We start from the raw sequence: 15,023 nt of genomic DNA, 5'->3' as shown, positions 1-15,023 counted from the left end.
CTCTTACTTATTGTAATGATGTTGCTGCCACATTTCAACAGAAAAATGATTGAGAATGCTTATCACATAAGGGGTTATCTACATAACATCCCCCTTAATGATGACTTTAAACGTCGATTTCTGTTTGAAATCTGTTAAAATAAAAAGAGCAAATCAACGATTTTTGTCAGGAAGAATGTGGGTGAATAGGTTGTCATTAAATTACTTCGATATTATGGTTCTCGATTGCCTTTGCAAAATAAATGGGGAACGGTCGGGAAGCGCTGTTTTTCACCTATTCAAAGGAAAGAGATCGTCACAAACCATTCAAGATGCCGGCTTATTTCAGACTGCAAAATACTTTGGAATGGCGGCGCAATGTTCGAGAAACGATATTTCTGCGTCGCTTGACAAGCTTGAAAAGCATTCATATCTCGCGCCTTTGTCTGAAACAGATACATACAAAGTAACAGCCAGCGGCGAAGGAGTTTTGAGGCATGCCCTTAGTGAGCGGCCTTGGCCCGTTCATTGCCACGGTGCTCATTATCAGCAGGCTGCCAGCGTGCTTTGGAAAAGGCTTTCGCTGCTTGTGCAGGTCTTATCCCATAAGCAGAAAGGGAGCAGGCGATATATTCCTGTCACAAAGGATTACAAGACACTTCACTGGGTAAAGAAATACCTGTCCCGGCATACGGATCATAAAGAGATGGCAAGGAGCCTTTTCGCCATGCTTGAGGCGCATTTGAAAAAGATCGAAGACAAAGCAGCGCAAATTTTTGTCTACTCCTTAACCTCGCACGATCGGATCGGTTATACGAGCAGGCAGCTTGCTGACACGCTGAAAGAAGATGAATGGTATGTCTATATCATGTTTTGGGCTTCGGTACATTATTTTATTCATTCTCTTCCCGAGTGTGAAGATGCTTTGTTAAAGGATCTACTTTCTGATGTGCATTTAGATAATGCCCTGACAGAGTCAACGAGGAAAACATGGCAGATGGTCAAACAAGGTTTCCCGATACATCGAATTGCCGAAATCAGAAAGCTGAAAACAGCGACGATCGAAGACCATATTGTTGAGATTTCTCTTCACGAGCCTGCGTTTATAATTAATGACTATGTTTCAGCAGAAGATCAAATCCAAATTGCAGCGTTTGCCAAACGGATGCGGACGAACAAAATCAAACAAATTCGTGACGGTCTGGGGCAGCGGTTCAGCTACTTTCAAATCAGACTGGCATTGACAAAGCAGGTGCAGCAATATGAGTAGATTACAGCAAACGTTACATCATTATTTTGGTTTTACTTCCTTTAAAAAAGGGCAGGAGGACATTATTAGAAGTATTCTCAGCGGGAAGGATACCATTGCAATGCTCCCGACTGGGGGAGGGAAATCGCTTTGCTACCAGCTGCCTGGTTATATGCTTGACGGCATGGTATTAATCGTTTCTCCACTGCTTTCTTTAATGGAAGATCAGGTGCAGCAGCTGAAAGCCCGGGGAGAAAAGCGTGCGGCCGCTTTGAACAGCATGCTTAACAGGCAGGAAAGACAATTTGTTTTAGAACATATTCATCGCTATAAATTTTTGTACTTGTCCCCTGAGGCTCTGCAGTCTCCATATGTATTGGAAAAATTAAAAAACGTCCCGATCAGCCTTTTTGTTATTGATGAAGCACATTGTATATCTGAATGGGGCCACGACTTCAGGCCTGACTATTCAAAGCTCGGACAACTGAGAAAAATACTGGGACACCCGCCCGTTTTGGCATTGACTGCTACGGCTACAAAGGATACGCTGCAAGATGTCATGAACCTGCTGGAGCTGCAGCATGCTGACCAGCATCTCAACTCAGTCAATCGCCCGAATATCGCACTGAGGGTTGAAAATGCGGCGGATGCGGCCGAAAAAATAGATAGGGTCATTCAGCTGGTTGAAAACCTGCAAGGTCCAGGAATTGTTTATTGTCCGACACGGAAATGGGCCGAGGAATTAGCTGGTGAAATTAAAAGCAAAACGAGCAGCAGAGCAGACTTTTACCATGGCGGTTTGGAGTCGGGTGACAGAATTTTAATTCAGCAGCAGTTTATTCATAACCAGCTTGATGTGATATGTTGTACGAATGCGTTTGGAATGGGTGTCGATAAACCTGATATCAGATATGTGATTCATTTTCACCTCCCGCAGACGGCTGAAGCTTTTATGCAGGAAATCGGCAGAGCGGGCCGCGATGGAAAGCCGAGTGTCAGCATTTTGCTGCGGGCGCCAGGGGATTTTGAATTGCAGGAGCAGATTATCCAAATGGAGAGTGTCACAGCTGAAGAAATCGCCGACGTGATCCGTGTGCTAGAGAAGACGGAGGAGCGGGATGAGAGAAGACTGCGTGACGTATTAATGCAGTATGGCGCCGGAGAGACACAGGCCCGTACGATGATTCATCTCTTTATGCAGGGGAAAACGTCAGTTGAACTGATGAAGAAAGAAATTTCATACCGCATGGAGCTGAAGCTGGAAAAAATGCGCCGTGTATCTTTTCTGCTTCAGCGTGAGGGCTGTTTAAGGCAGTCACTGTTAACCTACTTTGATGAATCGTACGAGCCAGATGCCGGAAACTTCCCGTGCTGTTCTCATTGCGGTTTTGATTTATCCTTGTATGAACAAATAGGGGAACGGAGTAAAATGGCGCCATTAGACAGCTGGAGTTCGGAATTGCACCGGATATTCAGCTTGCAGACTGTAGGTGAGCTGAACTGAAACAGCAAAAAGATTATATTCAGCATATGTCTGACCGTGATATGCTGAAGCAGTTATATTTGACGCAGCTACTCATCATCTTTGCCGCAGCTGCAGCAGGGCTGTTCTTTTTTGAGGATATACGGGATGTATTAAAGCTCTGGGACATTCGCGATATGCGAATCATCTGGTATGGTGTTTCTATAGCGGTTATTGTTATTTTAGCCGATATGGCAATAATGAAATGGTGCCCACATCATTTATATGATGACGGCGGAATCAATAAAAAAATATTCAGTAAGAGGTCAATCCCTCATATTATATTTTTAACGCTTCTGATTGCTTTCGCGGAAGAAATGTTATTCAGAGGAGTGCTGCAGACTCATATCGGTTTATGGGCGGCCAGCCTTATCTTTGCCGTTCTGCACTTTCGGTATTTGTCAAAATGGCTGTTATTTATTATGGTGACAGCAATCAGCTTTTTACTTGGTCTGATGTATGAATGGACCGGTAACTTATTTGTTCCGATGACGGCACATTTTATCATTGATGCCGTGTTTGCCTGTCAGATTCGTTTTGAACATGTGAGGAGGGATAAACATGACGAACATGTCGAGAGTAGAGAGAAGAAAAGCCCAGAATCTTTATGAAGATCAAAATGCCGCATTGGCGGACGATTATGTCGATGATGATGGTGAAAGCCTCCCGACAAGACAATCCGTAAAAAATCAAAGAGAACAGAAAAAAAAGCAAGGCAAAACAAAAACGCCATTATTTACAGTACTCGCTGTACTATTTGTATTTGTGCCGGTTATCGTTTTAGTTACCTTATTTTATTTAAAGAGCCACCCGGATAATCATGACGATTATGAAGATGTTTTTATCGACAGCAGCCAAAGCAAATACGAGGTTGTCCCGAAATCAGAGGATAAAAACAATGCCGACACTAAAGACACCAAAGAGACAGCACTGCAAAAGGAGTCAAAAAAAAAGCTTGAAGATTCAAAGGCGAAAGAGCCGGCAAAATCAGCTGCTGATCAGAAACAGACTGCTGTAGCGGAAAAAGAAGACTCGGCAAATAAGGAGGAAGCAACCGCCGCGGCTGCTTCCTCTTCCCAATCAACAGTACAACGGCAAGAACAGCAACAGAAGCCGGCTGAGCCAGCTCAACCTGAGCCGAATCGCATTGTCAAGCACACCGTTCAAAAGAAAGAAACGCTATACCGCATTTCCATGAAGTATTATAAAAGCCGGACAGGAGAAGAAAAAATTCGGGCGTATAATCATCTGAATGGAAATGATGTTTACACCGGACAAGTTTTGGACATCCCCTTAATGGATGAATAGAGCATTTTTTTTCTTTTACGTTCATATATTGTAGCAATGAAAATGGACAAGGTGTGAAGCGTATGGAATCCTTATGGAATCAGCTGGATCAGTTTACAGACGCGCCGACCAAACAGATGCTCCAAGCGCTGGTGAAGCGAAAACAAAAATTTGAAAATTATGCGTTGCAATGCCGCAGATGGCGATGGGCTTCACTTATTTGCTTAGGCTTATTATGTCTTTTGATTATGGTCAAAAGCCCGGCGCCTCAGCTCATACTTCAAGAAATGCTCAGCCATACCTTTTATTTATTTTGGATGATGGCAACTGCTTTTGCATACTGCACTTCATATTACTTTAAGAAAAAGGAAGAAAAAGCTGAGGGTGATTTCCATAAACTGAGATGCGAAATTATTCAGAAAAGCACTGATCTTTGGCCGCAGCCGGATAAATGGAAGGCGAGAGAGTCTGTTTTTCAAATGATGAAGCACAGATATGACATTAATCTATATTTTGAAAGTAAATAAAATCGGGCGTTTTCTCAAACGGTAGAAACGTCTTTTTTTATTGTCCGTCTTATTGATAAGTTCTAAAAAAGAATGGAGAGTTTTTATGAAGCTATCAGTGAAAATTGCCAGTGTGCTGACTGTTGCGGCAGCGGCAATGACGGCAAAAATGTATTCAACTGCAAAAGGCAACCATTTAAAAACACATACGTTTCCTTTATCAAAAATGAAGGGCAAGCCGCCACTTACCATCTTTTTTATTTCGGACATTCACAAACGTCTTATCGATCAAGACCTTTTGGAAAAAGCGCGAAGCCATGCCCCTCACCTCGTAATCATCGGCGGAGATTTAGCTGAGGGCGGGGTGCCTATTCCGAGAATCGAGGAAAACATCAAAAGGCTCGCTGATTTAGGAGTTCCTGTTGTATTTGTGTGGGGGAATAATGATTATGAAGTCAAACAGCATAAGCTGTATTCCATATTCAAAGCGCACGGCGTCATCACTCTGAGGAATGAGTCAGTTCCGTTTTCGTACAACGGCCATACGATTGCGATTGCCGGGGCTGATGATATCAGGATGGAGATGGATCATTATGAGGAAGCCATTAAAGAACTCGACAAAAGCCAGCTGAATATTCTAGTTTGTCATAATCCGGAGATTCATGAGCAAATCAATGAAGGTGACGGTATTGATGTGATATTCAGCGGACATACCCATGGAGGTCAGATCAGGTTTGGGAAATTTGGCCCTTATGAACTGGGGAAAACAGGCATTGTTAAAAATGCGGCTTATCTGATCAGCAACGGCTACGGCACGACAAAAGTGCCTCTGCGTTTAGGTGCTGAGCCTGAAACACACATTGTGACTCTTTGCGGACCAGAGTAACTTCTAAAAAGCAAAAATCCATATGGCAATAAAAACTGCATTGTGCTTGTCTTACTAGTGAACTCAGTGTAAACTGATAACAATTAAGAACCTATGACTCATCATCTCATATAATGTGTTATATGATTTGTGTGCAAGTAGAGGCAGGAGGGAACGTTATGCGGCTTGAGCGTCTGAATTATAATAAGATCAAAATCTTTTTAACCCTCGATGATTTGACAGACCGGGGATTGACAAAAGAAGACCTCTGGAAGGACTCATTTAAAGTCCACCAGTTATTTAAAGATATGATGAATGAAGCAAATACAGAGCTCGGCTTTGAAGCGAATGGACCGATTGCAGTGGAAGTGTATTCTCTCCAAGCACAAGGGATGGTCGTGATCGTAACAAAGAACCAAGACGCCGATTCAGAAGACGATGAGTATGATGATGATTACATCGAAATGCAAGTCAAGCTTGATGAAAGCGCGGACATCATATATCAATTCCATTCCTTTGAAGATATCATTCAGCTTTCAGAAAGCTTACAGCGAATCGGTATCACAGGGGGAACTGTTTACCACTATGACGGGCAGTACTTTTTAAGCCTTGAAGATCTGGGGTCACATACGGCTGAGGGGGTTGTGGCGGTTCTGGCTGAATACGGCAATCCGACAACTTTAACAATTTATCGCCTGCAAGAGTATGGTAAGCTCATTATGGACGGTAATGCCGTTGAGACGATACAAACTCATTTTTCATAAGAATGCAACGGAAAACTGCTGATTTCACAGCAGTTTTTTTTTCGGTAAAAAACATGGAAAAACATAACGTTTATTCTATGCACAGATCAGATGAAGGTGTATACTATTCTCTGAAAGGGAGCATGTGAGAAACAGAAGATTCTAGGAGGTTAACTCAAATGGCAGCCGATCGAAACACCGGTCATACAGAAGAGGACAAACTTGATGTATTAAAATCAACCCAAACCGTAATACATAAGGCTCTGGAAAAATTGGGGTATCCCGAAGAGGTATACGAACTGTTAAAAGAGCCGATGAGGTTATTAACGGTAAAAATACCTGTTCGTATGGACGACGGTTCAGTAAAGATTTTCACAGGTTATCGTGCGCAGCACAATGACTCTGTCGGTCCGACGAAAGGCGGGATACGTTTTCACCCGAACGTAACAGAAAAAGAGGTGAAGGCGCTTTCAATTTGGATGAGTTTAAAATGCGGCATAATTGATCTTCCATATGGCGGTGGTAAAGGCGGAATTGTTTGTGATCCAAGGGATATGTCGTTTAGAGAGCTGGAGCGTCTGAGCAGAGGGTATGTCAGAGCGATCAGCCAAATTGTCGGCCCGACAAAAGACGTGCCGGCGCCAGATGTATTTACAAACTCACAAATCATGGCTTGGATGATGGATGAGTATTCAAGAATTGATGAATTTAATTCGCCTGGATTTATTACAGGCAAGCCGCTTGTGCTTGGCGGATCTCACGGGAGAGAATCTGCGACAGCAAAAGGTGTAACCATCTGTATTAAAGAAGCGGCCAAGAAAAAAGGCATCGATATTAAAGGTGCGCGTGTCGTTGTCCAAGGCTTCGGAAACGCGGGAAGCTATTTGGCAAAATTCATGCATGATGCGGGAGCAAAGGTTGTCGGCATCTCAGATGCATATGGCGGACTTTATGATCCGGAAGGCCTTGATATCGATTATTTACTCGACCGACGCGACAGCTTCGGTACTGTAACAAAGCTTTTCAACGATACCATTACGAACCAAGAGCTGCTGGAGCTTGATTGTGATATTCTCGTTCCTGCTGCGATTGAAAATCAAATTACAGAAGAAAATGCCCATAATATCCGGGCTAAAATTGTCGTTGAAGCGGCGAACGGGCCAACAACGCTTGAAGGAACAAAAATTCTTTCAGACCGAGACATTCTGCTTGTACCAGACGTGCTGGCAAGTGCCGGTGGCGTAACAGTTTCTTATTTTGAATGGGTTCAGAATAACCAAGGCTTCTACTGGAGTGAAGAAGAGGTAGAAGAAAAATTAGAAAAAATGATGATCAAGTCATTTAACAATATTTACGAAATGGCTAATAACCGAAGAATTGACATGAGGCTAGCTGCATATATGGTCGGCGTACGCAAAATGGCTGAAGCTTCGCGTTTTAGAGGCTGGATATAAGTTGATGATTTGCATAAAAATAAAAAATCTCCTATGATAAAATAGGAGATTTTTTTATTCGGAAATAGAAAATATGAAGTGAAATGCCAATCGCAGGAGTTGACAGAAATGATTCAAGAAAAAGCAATTATTATAGGCGGAGGACCTTGTGGACTATCTGCTGCCATTCACCTAAAACAAATTGGCATTGATGCCCTCGTCATCGAAAAAGGCAATGTCGTTAACAGTATTTACAATTATCCGACACATCAAACCTTTTTCAGCTCAAGTGAAAAGCTCGAAATCGGAGATGTGGCATTTATTACAGAAAACAGGAAGCCTGTCAGAATTCAGGCTTTATCGTATTACCGGGAAGTCGTTAAACGGAAAAACATCCGTGTTAATGCGTTTGAAATGGTGCATAAAGTGACGAAAACAGAAAATAACGCATTCGTTATTGAGACGTCAAAAGAGACCTATACGACGCCATATTGTATCATCGCCACAGGCTATTATGATCATCCAAACTATATGAATATACCCGGTGAGGATTTGCCGAAAGTATTTCATTATTTTAAAGAAGGCCATCCGTATTTTGATAAAGATGTTGTGGTCATCGGCGGGAAAAATTCAAGCGTGGACGCCGCCCTTGAACTCGTGAAATCTGGAGCGCGTGTCACAGTTTTATATAGGGGCAATGAGTATTCGCCAAGCATTAAGCCGTGGATTCTGCCCGAATTTGAAGCGCTCGTCAGAAACGGTACAATCCGTATGGAATTTGGCGCCTGTGTCGAAAAAATCACCGAGGATGAAGTTGTGTTTCGTTCCGGAGAGAAAGAGCTCATTACCATTAAAAATGATTTTGTGTTTGCCATGACAGGCTATCATCCTGACCATCAATTTCTTGAAAAAATTGGTGTGGAGATTGATAAAGAAACAGGACGTCCATTTTTCAATGAAGAAACAATGGAAACGAACGTTGAAGGTGTCTTTATTGCCGGGGTTATTGCTGCGGGAAACAATGCAAATGAAATATTTATTGAAAACGGCAGGTTTCATGGAGGGCAAATCGCAGCGGAAATCGCCAAAAGAGAAAACCACTAAAGATGAGGAGCATATGATGCATTCGTATGCTCTTTTTGTTTTTTTACGTGCAGACAGATGTAAAATGATAAACAACATGGTAGGATAGACGTAGGAATATAAAGGAAAGAGGTTGCCTGATGTTTGCAATCATCTCTGCAGGAATTGCCCCCGGCATCGCGCTGTTAAGTTATTTTTATTTAAAAGATCAGTATGATAATGAACCTGTACATATGGTGCTTCGGTCGTTTTTTCTCGGGGTTGTTCTTGTATTTCCCACAATGTTTATCCAGTATGTACTTGAAAAAGAGAATGTAGGAGGCGGAAGCTTTTTCGTTTCTTTTTTATCTTCAGGGTTTTTAGAGGAATCATTAAAATGGTTTATACTGATGATCAGTGTTTACCCGCACGCCCATTTTGATGAGCATTATGATGGGATTGTGTACGGTGCAAGTGTATCACTCGGTTTTGCAACCCTCGAAAATATTCTTTATTTAATTGGACACGGTGTGGAGCATGCGTTTGTCAGAGCGCTCCTGCCTGTTTCATGCCATGCCTTGATTGGTGTGATAATGGGATTTTACCTCGGAAAAGCGCGCTTTTCCGCTGATAAGGCGCGTGTGAAGTGGCTTGTTCTTTCTTTAGTTCTCCCATCCCTTTTGCATGGATCATATGATTTTATCCTGACAGCGCTTAGTAATTGGATTTATTACATGCTTCCATTTATGGTATTTTTATGGTGGTTTGGTTTACGTAAAGCGAAAAAAGCCCGTTCCGTTAATATGATGCAAGTATAGAAGCCGCACAGCAATCGTGCGGCTTTTTTGTGTGCAGTTTTTACAAAAGAGATTTTATGTTCTGAGGGATAACAAGGAAAGAGTGTATAAAAATAACCTCGTTACAGAAAATACGATTACACTTAAAAATTTGCTGTAGGAGGCTTGAAAAGATGAAGTCCAAAGGATCGATTATGGCATGTCTCATCCTTTTTTCCTTTACAATAACGACGTTTATTAATACTGAAACGATCTCTGCCTTTTCGAATCAGGTCATTCAAAGAGGGGCAACAGGGGATGATGTGGTCGAGCTTCAGGCGCGTCTTCAATACAACGGATATTATAACGGAAAAATTGACGGGGTTTATGGATGGGGAACATACTGGGCAGTTCGAAATTTTCAGGATCAATTCGGGTTAAAAGAGGTTGACGGCCTTGTCGGGGCTAAAACAAAGCATACCTTAATATGTAAATCTAAGTATTATCGTGAATATGTTATGGAACAGCTCAATAAAGGGAACACATTCACGCATTACGGAAAAATTCCGCTGAAGTATCAGACGAAACCGTCAAAAGCAGCAACACAAAAAGCAAGACAGCAAGCGGAAGCGAGGCAGAAACAGCCTGCGGAAAAAACAACGCAGCAGCCTAAAGCGAATGCGAATAAACAGCAAAACAATACACCAGCAAAAGCAAGAAAACAGGATGCAGTAGCAGCGAACATGCCTGGTGGATTTTCCAACAACGATATCAGGCTGCTTGCTCAAGCGGTTTATGGCGAAGCCCGGGGCGAGCCATACGAGGGGCAGGTTGCGATTGCAGCAGTCATTTTGAACCGTTTGAACAGCCCGTTATTTCCAAATTCAGTGGCGGGGGTTATTTTTGAGCCGCTTGCCTTCACAGCAGTAGCCGACGGGCAAATTTACATGCAGCCGAATGAAACGGCCCGAGAAGCGGTGCTGGATGCTATCAATGGCTGGGACCCGTCAGAGGAAGCACTTTACTACTTTAATCCGGATACGGCTACAAGTCCGTGGATTTGGGGGCGTCCGCAGATTAAAAGAATCGGTAAACACATTTTCTGTGAGTAGCAGATATGAGAAAGCATAAAAAGAGGTGTGATAAATGATCAGAGGAATTTTAATCGCCGTGCTTGGTATTGCAATAGTCGGTACAGGCTACTGGGGATACAAAGAACACCAGGAAAAAGACGCAGTTCTTCTTCATGCTGAAAATAACTATCAGCGGGCGTTTCATGAGCTTACCTATCAGGTGGATCAGCTTCATGATAAAATCGGAACAACACTTGCCATGAACAGCCAAAAATCACTGTCGCCTGCATTGATTGATGTGTGGAGAATTACTTCTGAAGCACATAATAGCGTCAGTCAGCTGCCGCTTACATTAATGCCGTTTAATAAAACGGAAGAGCTATTATCAAAGATCGGTGATTTCAGCTATAAAACGTCAGTCAGAGATTTGGACCAGAAGCCGCTTGATAAAAACGAGTATACATCACTAAATAAGCTTTATCAGCAGTCTGAAGATATCCAAAATGAATTGCGCCATGTTCAGCACCTTGTCATGAGCAAAAACCTTCGCTGGATGGACGTAGAAATGGCACTGGCTTCAGACGAAAAACAAAGTGACAATACAATTATCAACAGCTTTAAAACTGTCGAAAAGAATGTTGGTGCATTCTCCACCGGCACTGACCTTGGCCCAAGTTTCACCAGCACGAAAAAAGAAGAAAAGGGTTTCAGCCACCTGAAGGGAAAACAAATTTCCGAACAGGAAGCAAAACAAATTGCTGAGCGCTTTGCCCCTGATGACAATTATTCAATTAAGGTGGTAAAGAGCGGAAAAAAAACAAATCGCGATGTATATAGCATCAGCATGAAAGACCCAGACCATAAAGCAGCGATTTATATGGATATCACGAAGAAGGGCGGGCATCCGGTATATTTGATCCAAAACAGAGAAGTGAAAAACCAGAAAATCAGTTTGAATGACGGATCGAACCGAGCGCTCGCATTTTTAAAGAAAAACGGATTTGAAACAGATGATTTGGAAATTGATGAAAGTGCCCAATATGATAAAATCGGCGTATTTTCATATGTCCCTGTTGAAAATAAAGTCCGGATGTACCCGGAGGCAATCCGCATGAAAGTGGCCTTGGATGACGGTGAGGTTGTCGGTTTTTCAGCAAGAGACTTCCTAACATCCCACAGAAAAAGAACTATACCTGAGCCGGCAATTACTGAAGCAGAGGCAAAATCTAAATTAAATAAAAATGTACAAGTGAGAGAAACAAGGCTCGCTTTAATTACAAATGAACTTGGTCAAGAAGTGTTATGCTATGAAATGCTCGGAACCATTGAAAATGACACATTTAGAATGTATATAAATGCCAATGATGGCACAGAAGAAAAGGTTGAAAAATTAAAAAATGCAGAACCTATATATAAAGACCTATAAAAAACAGGAGGAAAGGACTAAAAGTCTTTTCCTTTTTTTCATTACGTGCTTTAATAAAAACGTGAGTATAATGAATACGAAAGAGTGAAGTCAATGATAGAGATTGGAGAAAATGTACTTTTAGAATATATAGAAGAAAATGAATTGAAAAAGGCAAAAACTAAGGCGGTAAGCATCGAAAACAATGAGCTTTTGATCGCGTATCCGGTTGATGTAGTTACAGGGCGAACTGTGATTTTACATAATGATATGGAAGTAACGGTAGAGTTTGTGGGGAAAGACGAAGTTCCTTACCGCTTTACAAGCCGTATAAAAGGCAAAGTGAAGGACAAACTTCAAATGATCTGTCTTGAAGTGCCTCCCCGTGAAAAACTGAAAAGAATCCAGCGCCGCCAGTATGTAAGAACTGATGCGGTATTAGATGTGCAAATTCAGCCGGCAAATGAAGAAGAATTCCGCACACTATCCTATAACATTAGTGCAGGCGGCATCGCCGTGGTTTTAGCTGATGGACGTTCTTTTCAAGCCGGGGAATCATTGCGCCTGATCATCTGTCTTTCTGAAGAGGAGCACACACGTCAAATAGAAACAGAAGCGGTTGTCAGACGTCTCTTTGATGACCCAAAGTCAGGAAAACGCAAAATGACTTTAGAGTATTCAGAAATTGCAGCAAGTGACCAGCAGGCTCTGCTTCAATACTGCATTCGGCGCCAGTTAAAAAAGAGAAGAAAAGCCCGAATGGAATAAACATCGTCAAACACTTCCATACTATTAGTAATGGAGGTGCTCCAATGAAAACATTTGAACGGCTGCTGATCAAATTAGTGTTCATTCAGGCCATCATTTTACTTGGTGTCCAATTTCTTTTTCACTATCAGCATATTGAACCATACGTATCAAAAGTGATTCAATATGAAGGGGTGGATAAAATGGCGGAAAACAATAGGATTGAAACGTTCAAACATTAATTATTCATCAATTTTTCACCCTTTTTCATAAAGTTCATGATACAATCCATAGAGGAGAAAAGAGCAAGGAGAGGAATTATGGAAAAGAAATTATCGATTGCAATCGACGGCCCGGCAGCTGCAGGGAAAAGCACTGTCGCCAAAATTGTGGCTGAGAAAAAATCGTACATATATATTGATACAGGAGCAATGTACCGGGCGATAACGTACGCGGCTTTACAAGAAAACGTTGAGCTGACAAATGAAGAAAAATTGGCTGAGCTATTAAAGCGGACTGACATTGAACTGATTACGACAAAAGAAGGACAAAAAGTGCTTGTAAACGGCACTGATGTAACTGAGGCGATCAGAACAGATGAAGTCAGCAACCAGGTTTCAATTGCGGCCAAGCATAGAAGTGTCAGAGAAGAAATGGTGAAACGCCAGCAGCAGCTTGGGGAAAAAGGCGGCGTTGTCATGGATGGTCGTGATATTGGAACTCACGTGCTGCCAAATGCAGAGGTGAAAATCTTTCTTTTGGCATCTGTTGAAGAGAGAGCGAAACGCCGTTATGAAGAAAATGTGAAAAAAGGCTTTGATGTCAACTACGAAACATTAATTGAGGAAATTGCAAGAAGAGACAAGCTTGATTCTGAGCGTGAAGTATCTCCGCTGCGTAAAGCAGAAGACGCTCTTGAAATCGACACGACATCGCTTTCCATTCAAGAGGTAGCTGATAAAATCCTCGATGCGGTGGAGCAAAAGTCCCGCTGAGGATGGCAAATGCCACTTTTTTTGAATTTTTCAACGAAGATAGAATGTTATTGCTTGACAAACCTGTCCTTTTATTAGAAGTTAATACTAATAAAACTTTTTATTGATCATTCAAAAAACTTTTTTGGATGATTCTTTAATACATATTCGGCTAAAAGCGGGCATGTTATATGTTCAGCTTTCAAACCGTTTTAATTAAGCTGTGTAGGTTTGGACCAAGGAGGTTATTCAAATGACAGAGGAAATGAATCAAATTGATGTTCAAGTGCCAGAGGTTGGAGATGTAGTTAAAGGGATTGTCACAAAGGTAGAGGACAAGCATGTAGATGTAGAAATTATCAATGTTAAACAATCCGGTATTATTCCAATCAGTGAATTATCAAGTCTTCATGTAGAGAAAGCATCGGATGTTGTTAAAGTAGACGACGAGCTTGACCTGAAAGTAACAAAAGTGGAAGACGATGCTTTGATTTTATCTAAACGTGCTGTTGATGCAGACCGCGCTTGGGAAGACCTTGAGAAAAAATTTGAAACAAAAGAAGTGTTTGAAGCTGAAGTAAAAGATGTCGTGAAAGGCGGCCTTGTCGTTGATATCGGCGTTCGCGGTTTTATTCCGGCATCGCTTGTTGAAGCACATTTCGTTGAAGATTTCACTGACTATAAAGGAAAAACACTGTCTCTGCTCGTTGTAGAGCTTGACCGTGATAAAAACCGCGTGATCCTTTCACACCGTGCCGTTGTTGAAAGTGAACAAGCGAATAAAAAACAGGAACTTCTTCAGTCTCTTGAAGTTGGAAGTGTACTTGATGGCAAAGTGCAGCGCCTGACTGACTTTGGCGCGTTTGTAGATATCGGCGGCATCGACGGACTTGTGCACATTTCACAACTTTCTCACTCTCATGTAGAGAAACCGTCTGACGTTGTTGAAGAGGGACAAGAAGTAAAAGTGAAGGTGCTATCGGTTGACCGTGATAATGAGCGTATTTCATTATCAATCAAAGATACACTGCCTGGACCTTGGAGCCAAATCGGCGAAAAAGTGAAGCCTGGCGATGTGCTTGAAGGAACTGTACAGCGTCTTGTAAGCTTCGGTGCCTTTGTTGAAATCCTTCCAGGTGTTGAAGGTCTTGTTCATATTTCTCAAATTTCCAATAAACACATCGGCACGCCGCATGAAGTCCTTGAAGAAGGACAGACTGTAAAAGTGAAGGTTCTTGATGTGAATGAAAATGAGGAGCGCATTTCATTAAGCATGCGTGAACTTGAAGAAACGCCTAAAGCTGATCAGGAAGATTACCGTCAATATCAAGCGAAGGAAGAAACAAGCACTGGCTTCCAGCTTGGAGATCTGATCGGAGATAAGCTGAATAAACTAAAATAA

16 protein-coding genes are annotated in these 15,023 nt (G+C 42.0%); all 16 read left to right on the top strand.

All coding sequences use genetic code 11. The annotated features are described in order from the left end of the window. Window positions 1-190: 190 nt before the first annotated feature. The 16 genes from C1T29_RS13110 to rpsA all read left to right on the top strand — a co-directional run bounded on the left by C1T29_RS13110 (window position 191) and on the right by rpsA (window position 15,023). Window positions 191-1,249, top strand: coding sequence for a YpbB family protein (locus C1T29_RS13110; protein WP_069150772.1), 1,059 nt, complete (start codon window positions 191-193; stop codon window positions 1,247-1,249). Beyond that, complete coding sequence (locus C1T29_RS13105; RefSeq protein ID WP_103749614.1) at window positions 1,242-2,732, top strand: RecQ family ATP-dependent DNA helicase; 1,491 nt, start codon at window positions 1,242-1,244, stop codon at window positions 2,730-2,732. Before C1T29_RS13110 ends, C1T29_RS13105 begins: the two co-directional genes overlap by 8 nt. Window positions 2,733-2,758: 26 nt before the next feature. After that, window positions 2,759-3,361, top strand: a complete 603-nt coding sequence (locus C1T29_RS13100) for a CPBP family intramembrane glutamic endopeptidase (RefSeq protein WP_071578052.1) — start codon at window positions 2,759-2,761, stop codon at window positions 3,359-3,361. After that, complete coding sequence (locus C1T29_RS13095; protein WP_040082752.1) at window positions 3,312-4,058, top strand: LysM peptidoglycan-binding domain-containing protein; 747 nt, start codon at window positions 3,312-3,314, stop codon at window positions 4,056-4,058. The genes C1T29_RS13100 and C1T29_RS13095 overlap by 50 nt, the downstream gene beginning before the upstream one ends. Window positions 4,059-4,120: 62 nt before the next feature. Next, window positions 4,121-4,564, top strand: coding sequence for a YpbF family protein (locus C1T29_RS13090; RefSeq protein ID WP_103749615.1), 444 nt, complete (start codon window positions 4,121-4,123; stop codon window positions 4,562-4,564). A gap of 85 nt (window positions 4,565-4,649) precedes the next feature. Continuing rightward, window positions 4,650-5,429 (top strand): metallophosphoesterase, encoded by a 780-nt coding sequence (locus C1T29_RS13085; protein WP_103749616.1) that lies wholly within the window; start codon window positions 4,650-4,652, stop codon window positions 5,427-5,429. A 158-nt stretch (window positions 5,430-5,587) separates the two neighbouring features. Next, window positions 5,588-6,172 carry a genetic competence negative regulator gene (locus C1T29_RS13080; protein WP_003230533.1) on the top strand — a complete coding sequence of 195 codons (585 nt, stop codon included), beginning with the start codon at window positions 5,588-5,590 and terminating at the stop codon, window positions 6,170-6,172. 158 nt (window positions 6,173-6,330) lie between these two features. Beyond that, complete coding sequence (gene gudB / locus C1T29_RS13075; RefSeq protein WP_014664433.1) at window positions 6,331-7,605, top strand: NAD-specific glutamate dehydrogenase; 1,275 nt, start codon at window positions 6,331-6,333, stop codon at window positions 7,603-7,605. A 108-nt stretch (window positions 7,606-7,713) separates the two neighbouring features. Continuing rightward, window positions 7,714-8,688 carry a YpdA family putative bacillithiol disulfide reductase gene (locus C1T29_RS13070; protein WP_069839207.1) on the top strand — a complete coding sequence of 325 codons (975 nt, stop codon included), beginning with the start codon at window positions 7,714-7,716 and terminating at the stop codon, window positions 8,686-8,688. Window positions 8,689-8,807: 119 nt separating this feature from the next. Then, window positions 8,808-9,464, top strand: a complete 657-nt coding sequence (prsW, locus tag C1T29_RS13065; protein WP_014664431.1) for a glutamic-type intramembrane protease PrsW — start codon at window positions 8,808-8,810, stop codon at window positions 9,462-9,464. Window positions 9,465-9,616: 152 nt separating this feature from the next. Further along, window positions 9,617-10,534 carry a spore cortex-lytic enzyme gene (gene sleB, locus C1T29_RS13060; RefSeq protein ID WP_014664430.1) on the top strand — a complete coding sequence of 306 codons (918 nt, stop codon included), beginning with the start codon at window positions 9,617-9,619 and terminating at the stop codon, window positions 10,532-10,534. Window positions 10,535-10,568: 34 nt separating this feature from the next. Further along, complete coding sequence (ypeB, locus tag C1T29_RS13055) at window positions 10,569-11,921, top strand: germination protein YpeB (protein WP_069839208.1); 1,353 nt, start codon at window positions 10,569-10,571, stop codon at window positions 11,919-11,921. 93 nt (window positions 11,922-12,014) lie between these two features. After that, window positions 12,015-12,668, top strand: coding sequence for a cyclic di-GMP receptor DgrA (locus C1T29_RS13050; protein ID WP_069839209.1), 654 nt, complete (start codon window positions 12,015-12,017; stop codon window positions 12,666-12,668). A 44-nt stretch (window positions 12,669-12,712) separates the two neighbouring features. Next, window positions 12,713-12,889: a YpfB family protein gene (locus tag C1T29_RS13045; RefSeq protein WP_052438154.1), complete on the top strand. Its 177-nt coding sequence runs from the start codon at window positions 12,713-12,715 to the stop codon at window positions 12,887-12,889. Window positions 12,890-12,967: 78 nt separating this feature from the next. Continuing rightward, on the top strand, window positions 12,968-13,642 hold the full coding sequence (gene cmk, locus C1T29_RS13040; RefSeq protein ID WP_069839210.1) for a (d)CMP kinase: 675 nt from the start codon (window positions 12,968-12,970) through the stop codon (window positions 13,640-13,642). 232 nt (window positions 13,643-13,874) lie between these two features. Continuing rightward, window positions 13,875-15,023: a 30S ribosomal protein S1 gene (rpsA, locus tag C1T29_RS13035; protein WP_014477197.1), complete on the top strand. Its 1,149-nt coding sequence runs from the start codon at window positions 13,875-13,877 to the stop codon at window positions 15,021-15,023.

Source organism: Bacillus sp. MBGLi79 (assembly GCF_002953915.1).
This window is presented reverse-complemented; position numbering and strand designations above follow the sequence as displayed.

Coding starts and splice junctions, on each gene's coding strand:
- C1T29_RS13105 (WP_103749614.1), top strand. CDS start 1,242: ATGAGTAGATTACAGCAAACGTTACATCATTATTTTGGTTTTACTTCC.
- C1T29_RS13100 (WP_071578052.1), top strand. CDS start 2,759: ATGTCTGACCGTGATATGCTGAAGCAGTTATATTTGACGCAGCTACTC.
- C1T29_RS13095 (WP_040082752.1), top strand. CDS start 3,312: ATGACGAACATGTCGAGAGTAGAGAGAAGAAAAGCCCAGAATCTTTAT.
- C1T29_RS13090 (WP_103749615.1), top strand. CDS start 4,121: ATGGAATCCTTATGGAATCAGCTGGATCAGTTTACAGACGCGCCGACC.
- C1T29_RS13085 (WP_103749616.1), top strand. CDS start 4,650: ATGAAGCTATCAGTGAAAATTGCCAGTGTGCTGACTGTTGCGGCAGCG.
- C1T29_RS13080 (WP_003230533.1), top strand. CDS start 5,588: ATGCGGCTTGAGCGTCTGAATTATAATAAGATCAAAATCTTTTTAACC.
- gudB (WP_014664433.1), top strand. CDS start 6,331: ATGGCAGCCGATCGAAACACCGGTCATACAGAAGAGGACAAACTTGAT.
- C1T29_RS13070 (WP_069839207.1), top strand. CDS start 7,714: ATGATTCAAGAAAAAGCAATTATTATAGGCGGAGGACCTTGTGGACTA.
- prsW (WP_014664431.1), top strand. CDS start 8,808: ATGTTTGCAATCATCTCTGCAGGAATTGCCCCCGGCATCGCGCTGTTA.
- sleB (WP_014664430.1), top strand. CDS start 9,617: ATGAAGTCCAAAGGATCGATTATGGCATGTCTCATCCTTTTTTCCTTT.
- ypeB (WP_069839208.1), top strand. CDS start 10,569: ATGATCAGAGGAATTTTAATCGCCGTGCTTGGTATTGCAATAGTCGGT.
- C1T29_RS13050 (WP_069839209.1), top strand. CDS start 12,015: ATGATAGAGATTGGAGAAAATGTACTTTTAGAATATATAGAAGAAAAT.
- C1T29_RS13045 (WP_052438154.1), top strand. CDS start 12,713: ATGAAAACATTTGAACGGCTGCTGATCAAATTAGTGTTCATTCAGGCC.
- cmk (WP_069839210.1), top strand. CDS start 12,968: ATGGAAAAGAAATTATCGATTGCAATCGACGGCCCGGCAGCTGCAGGG.
- rpsA (WP_014477197.1), top strand. CDS start 13,875: ATGACAGAGGAAATGAATCAAATTGATGTTCAAGTGCCAGAGGTTGGA.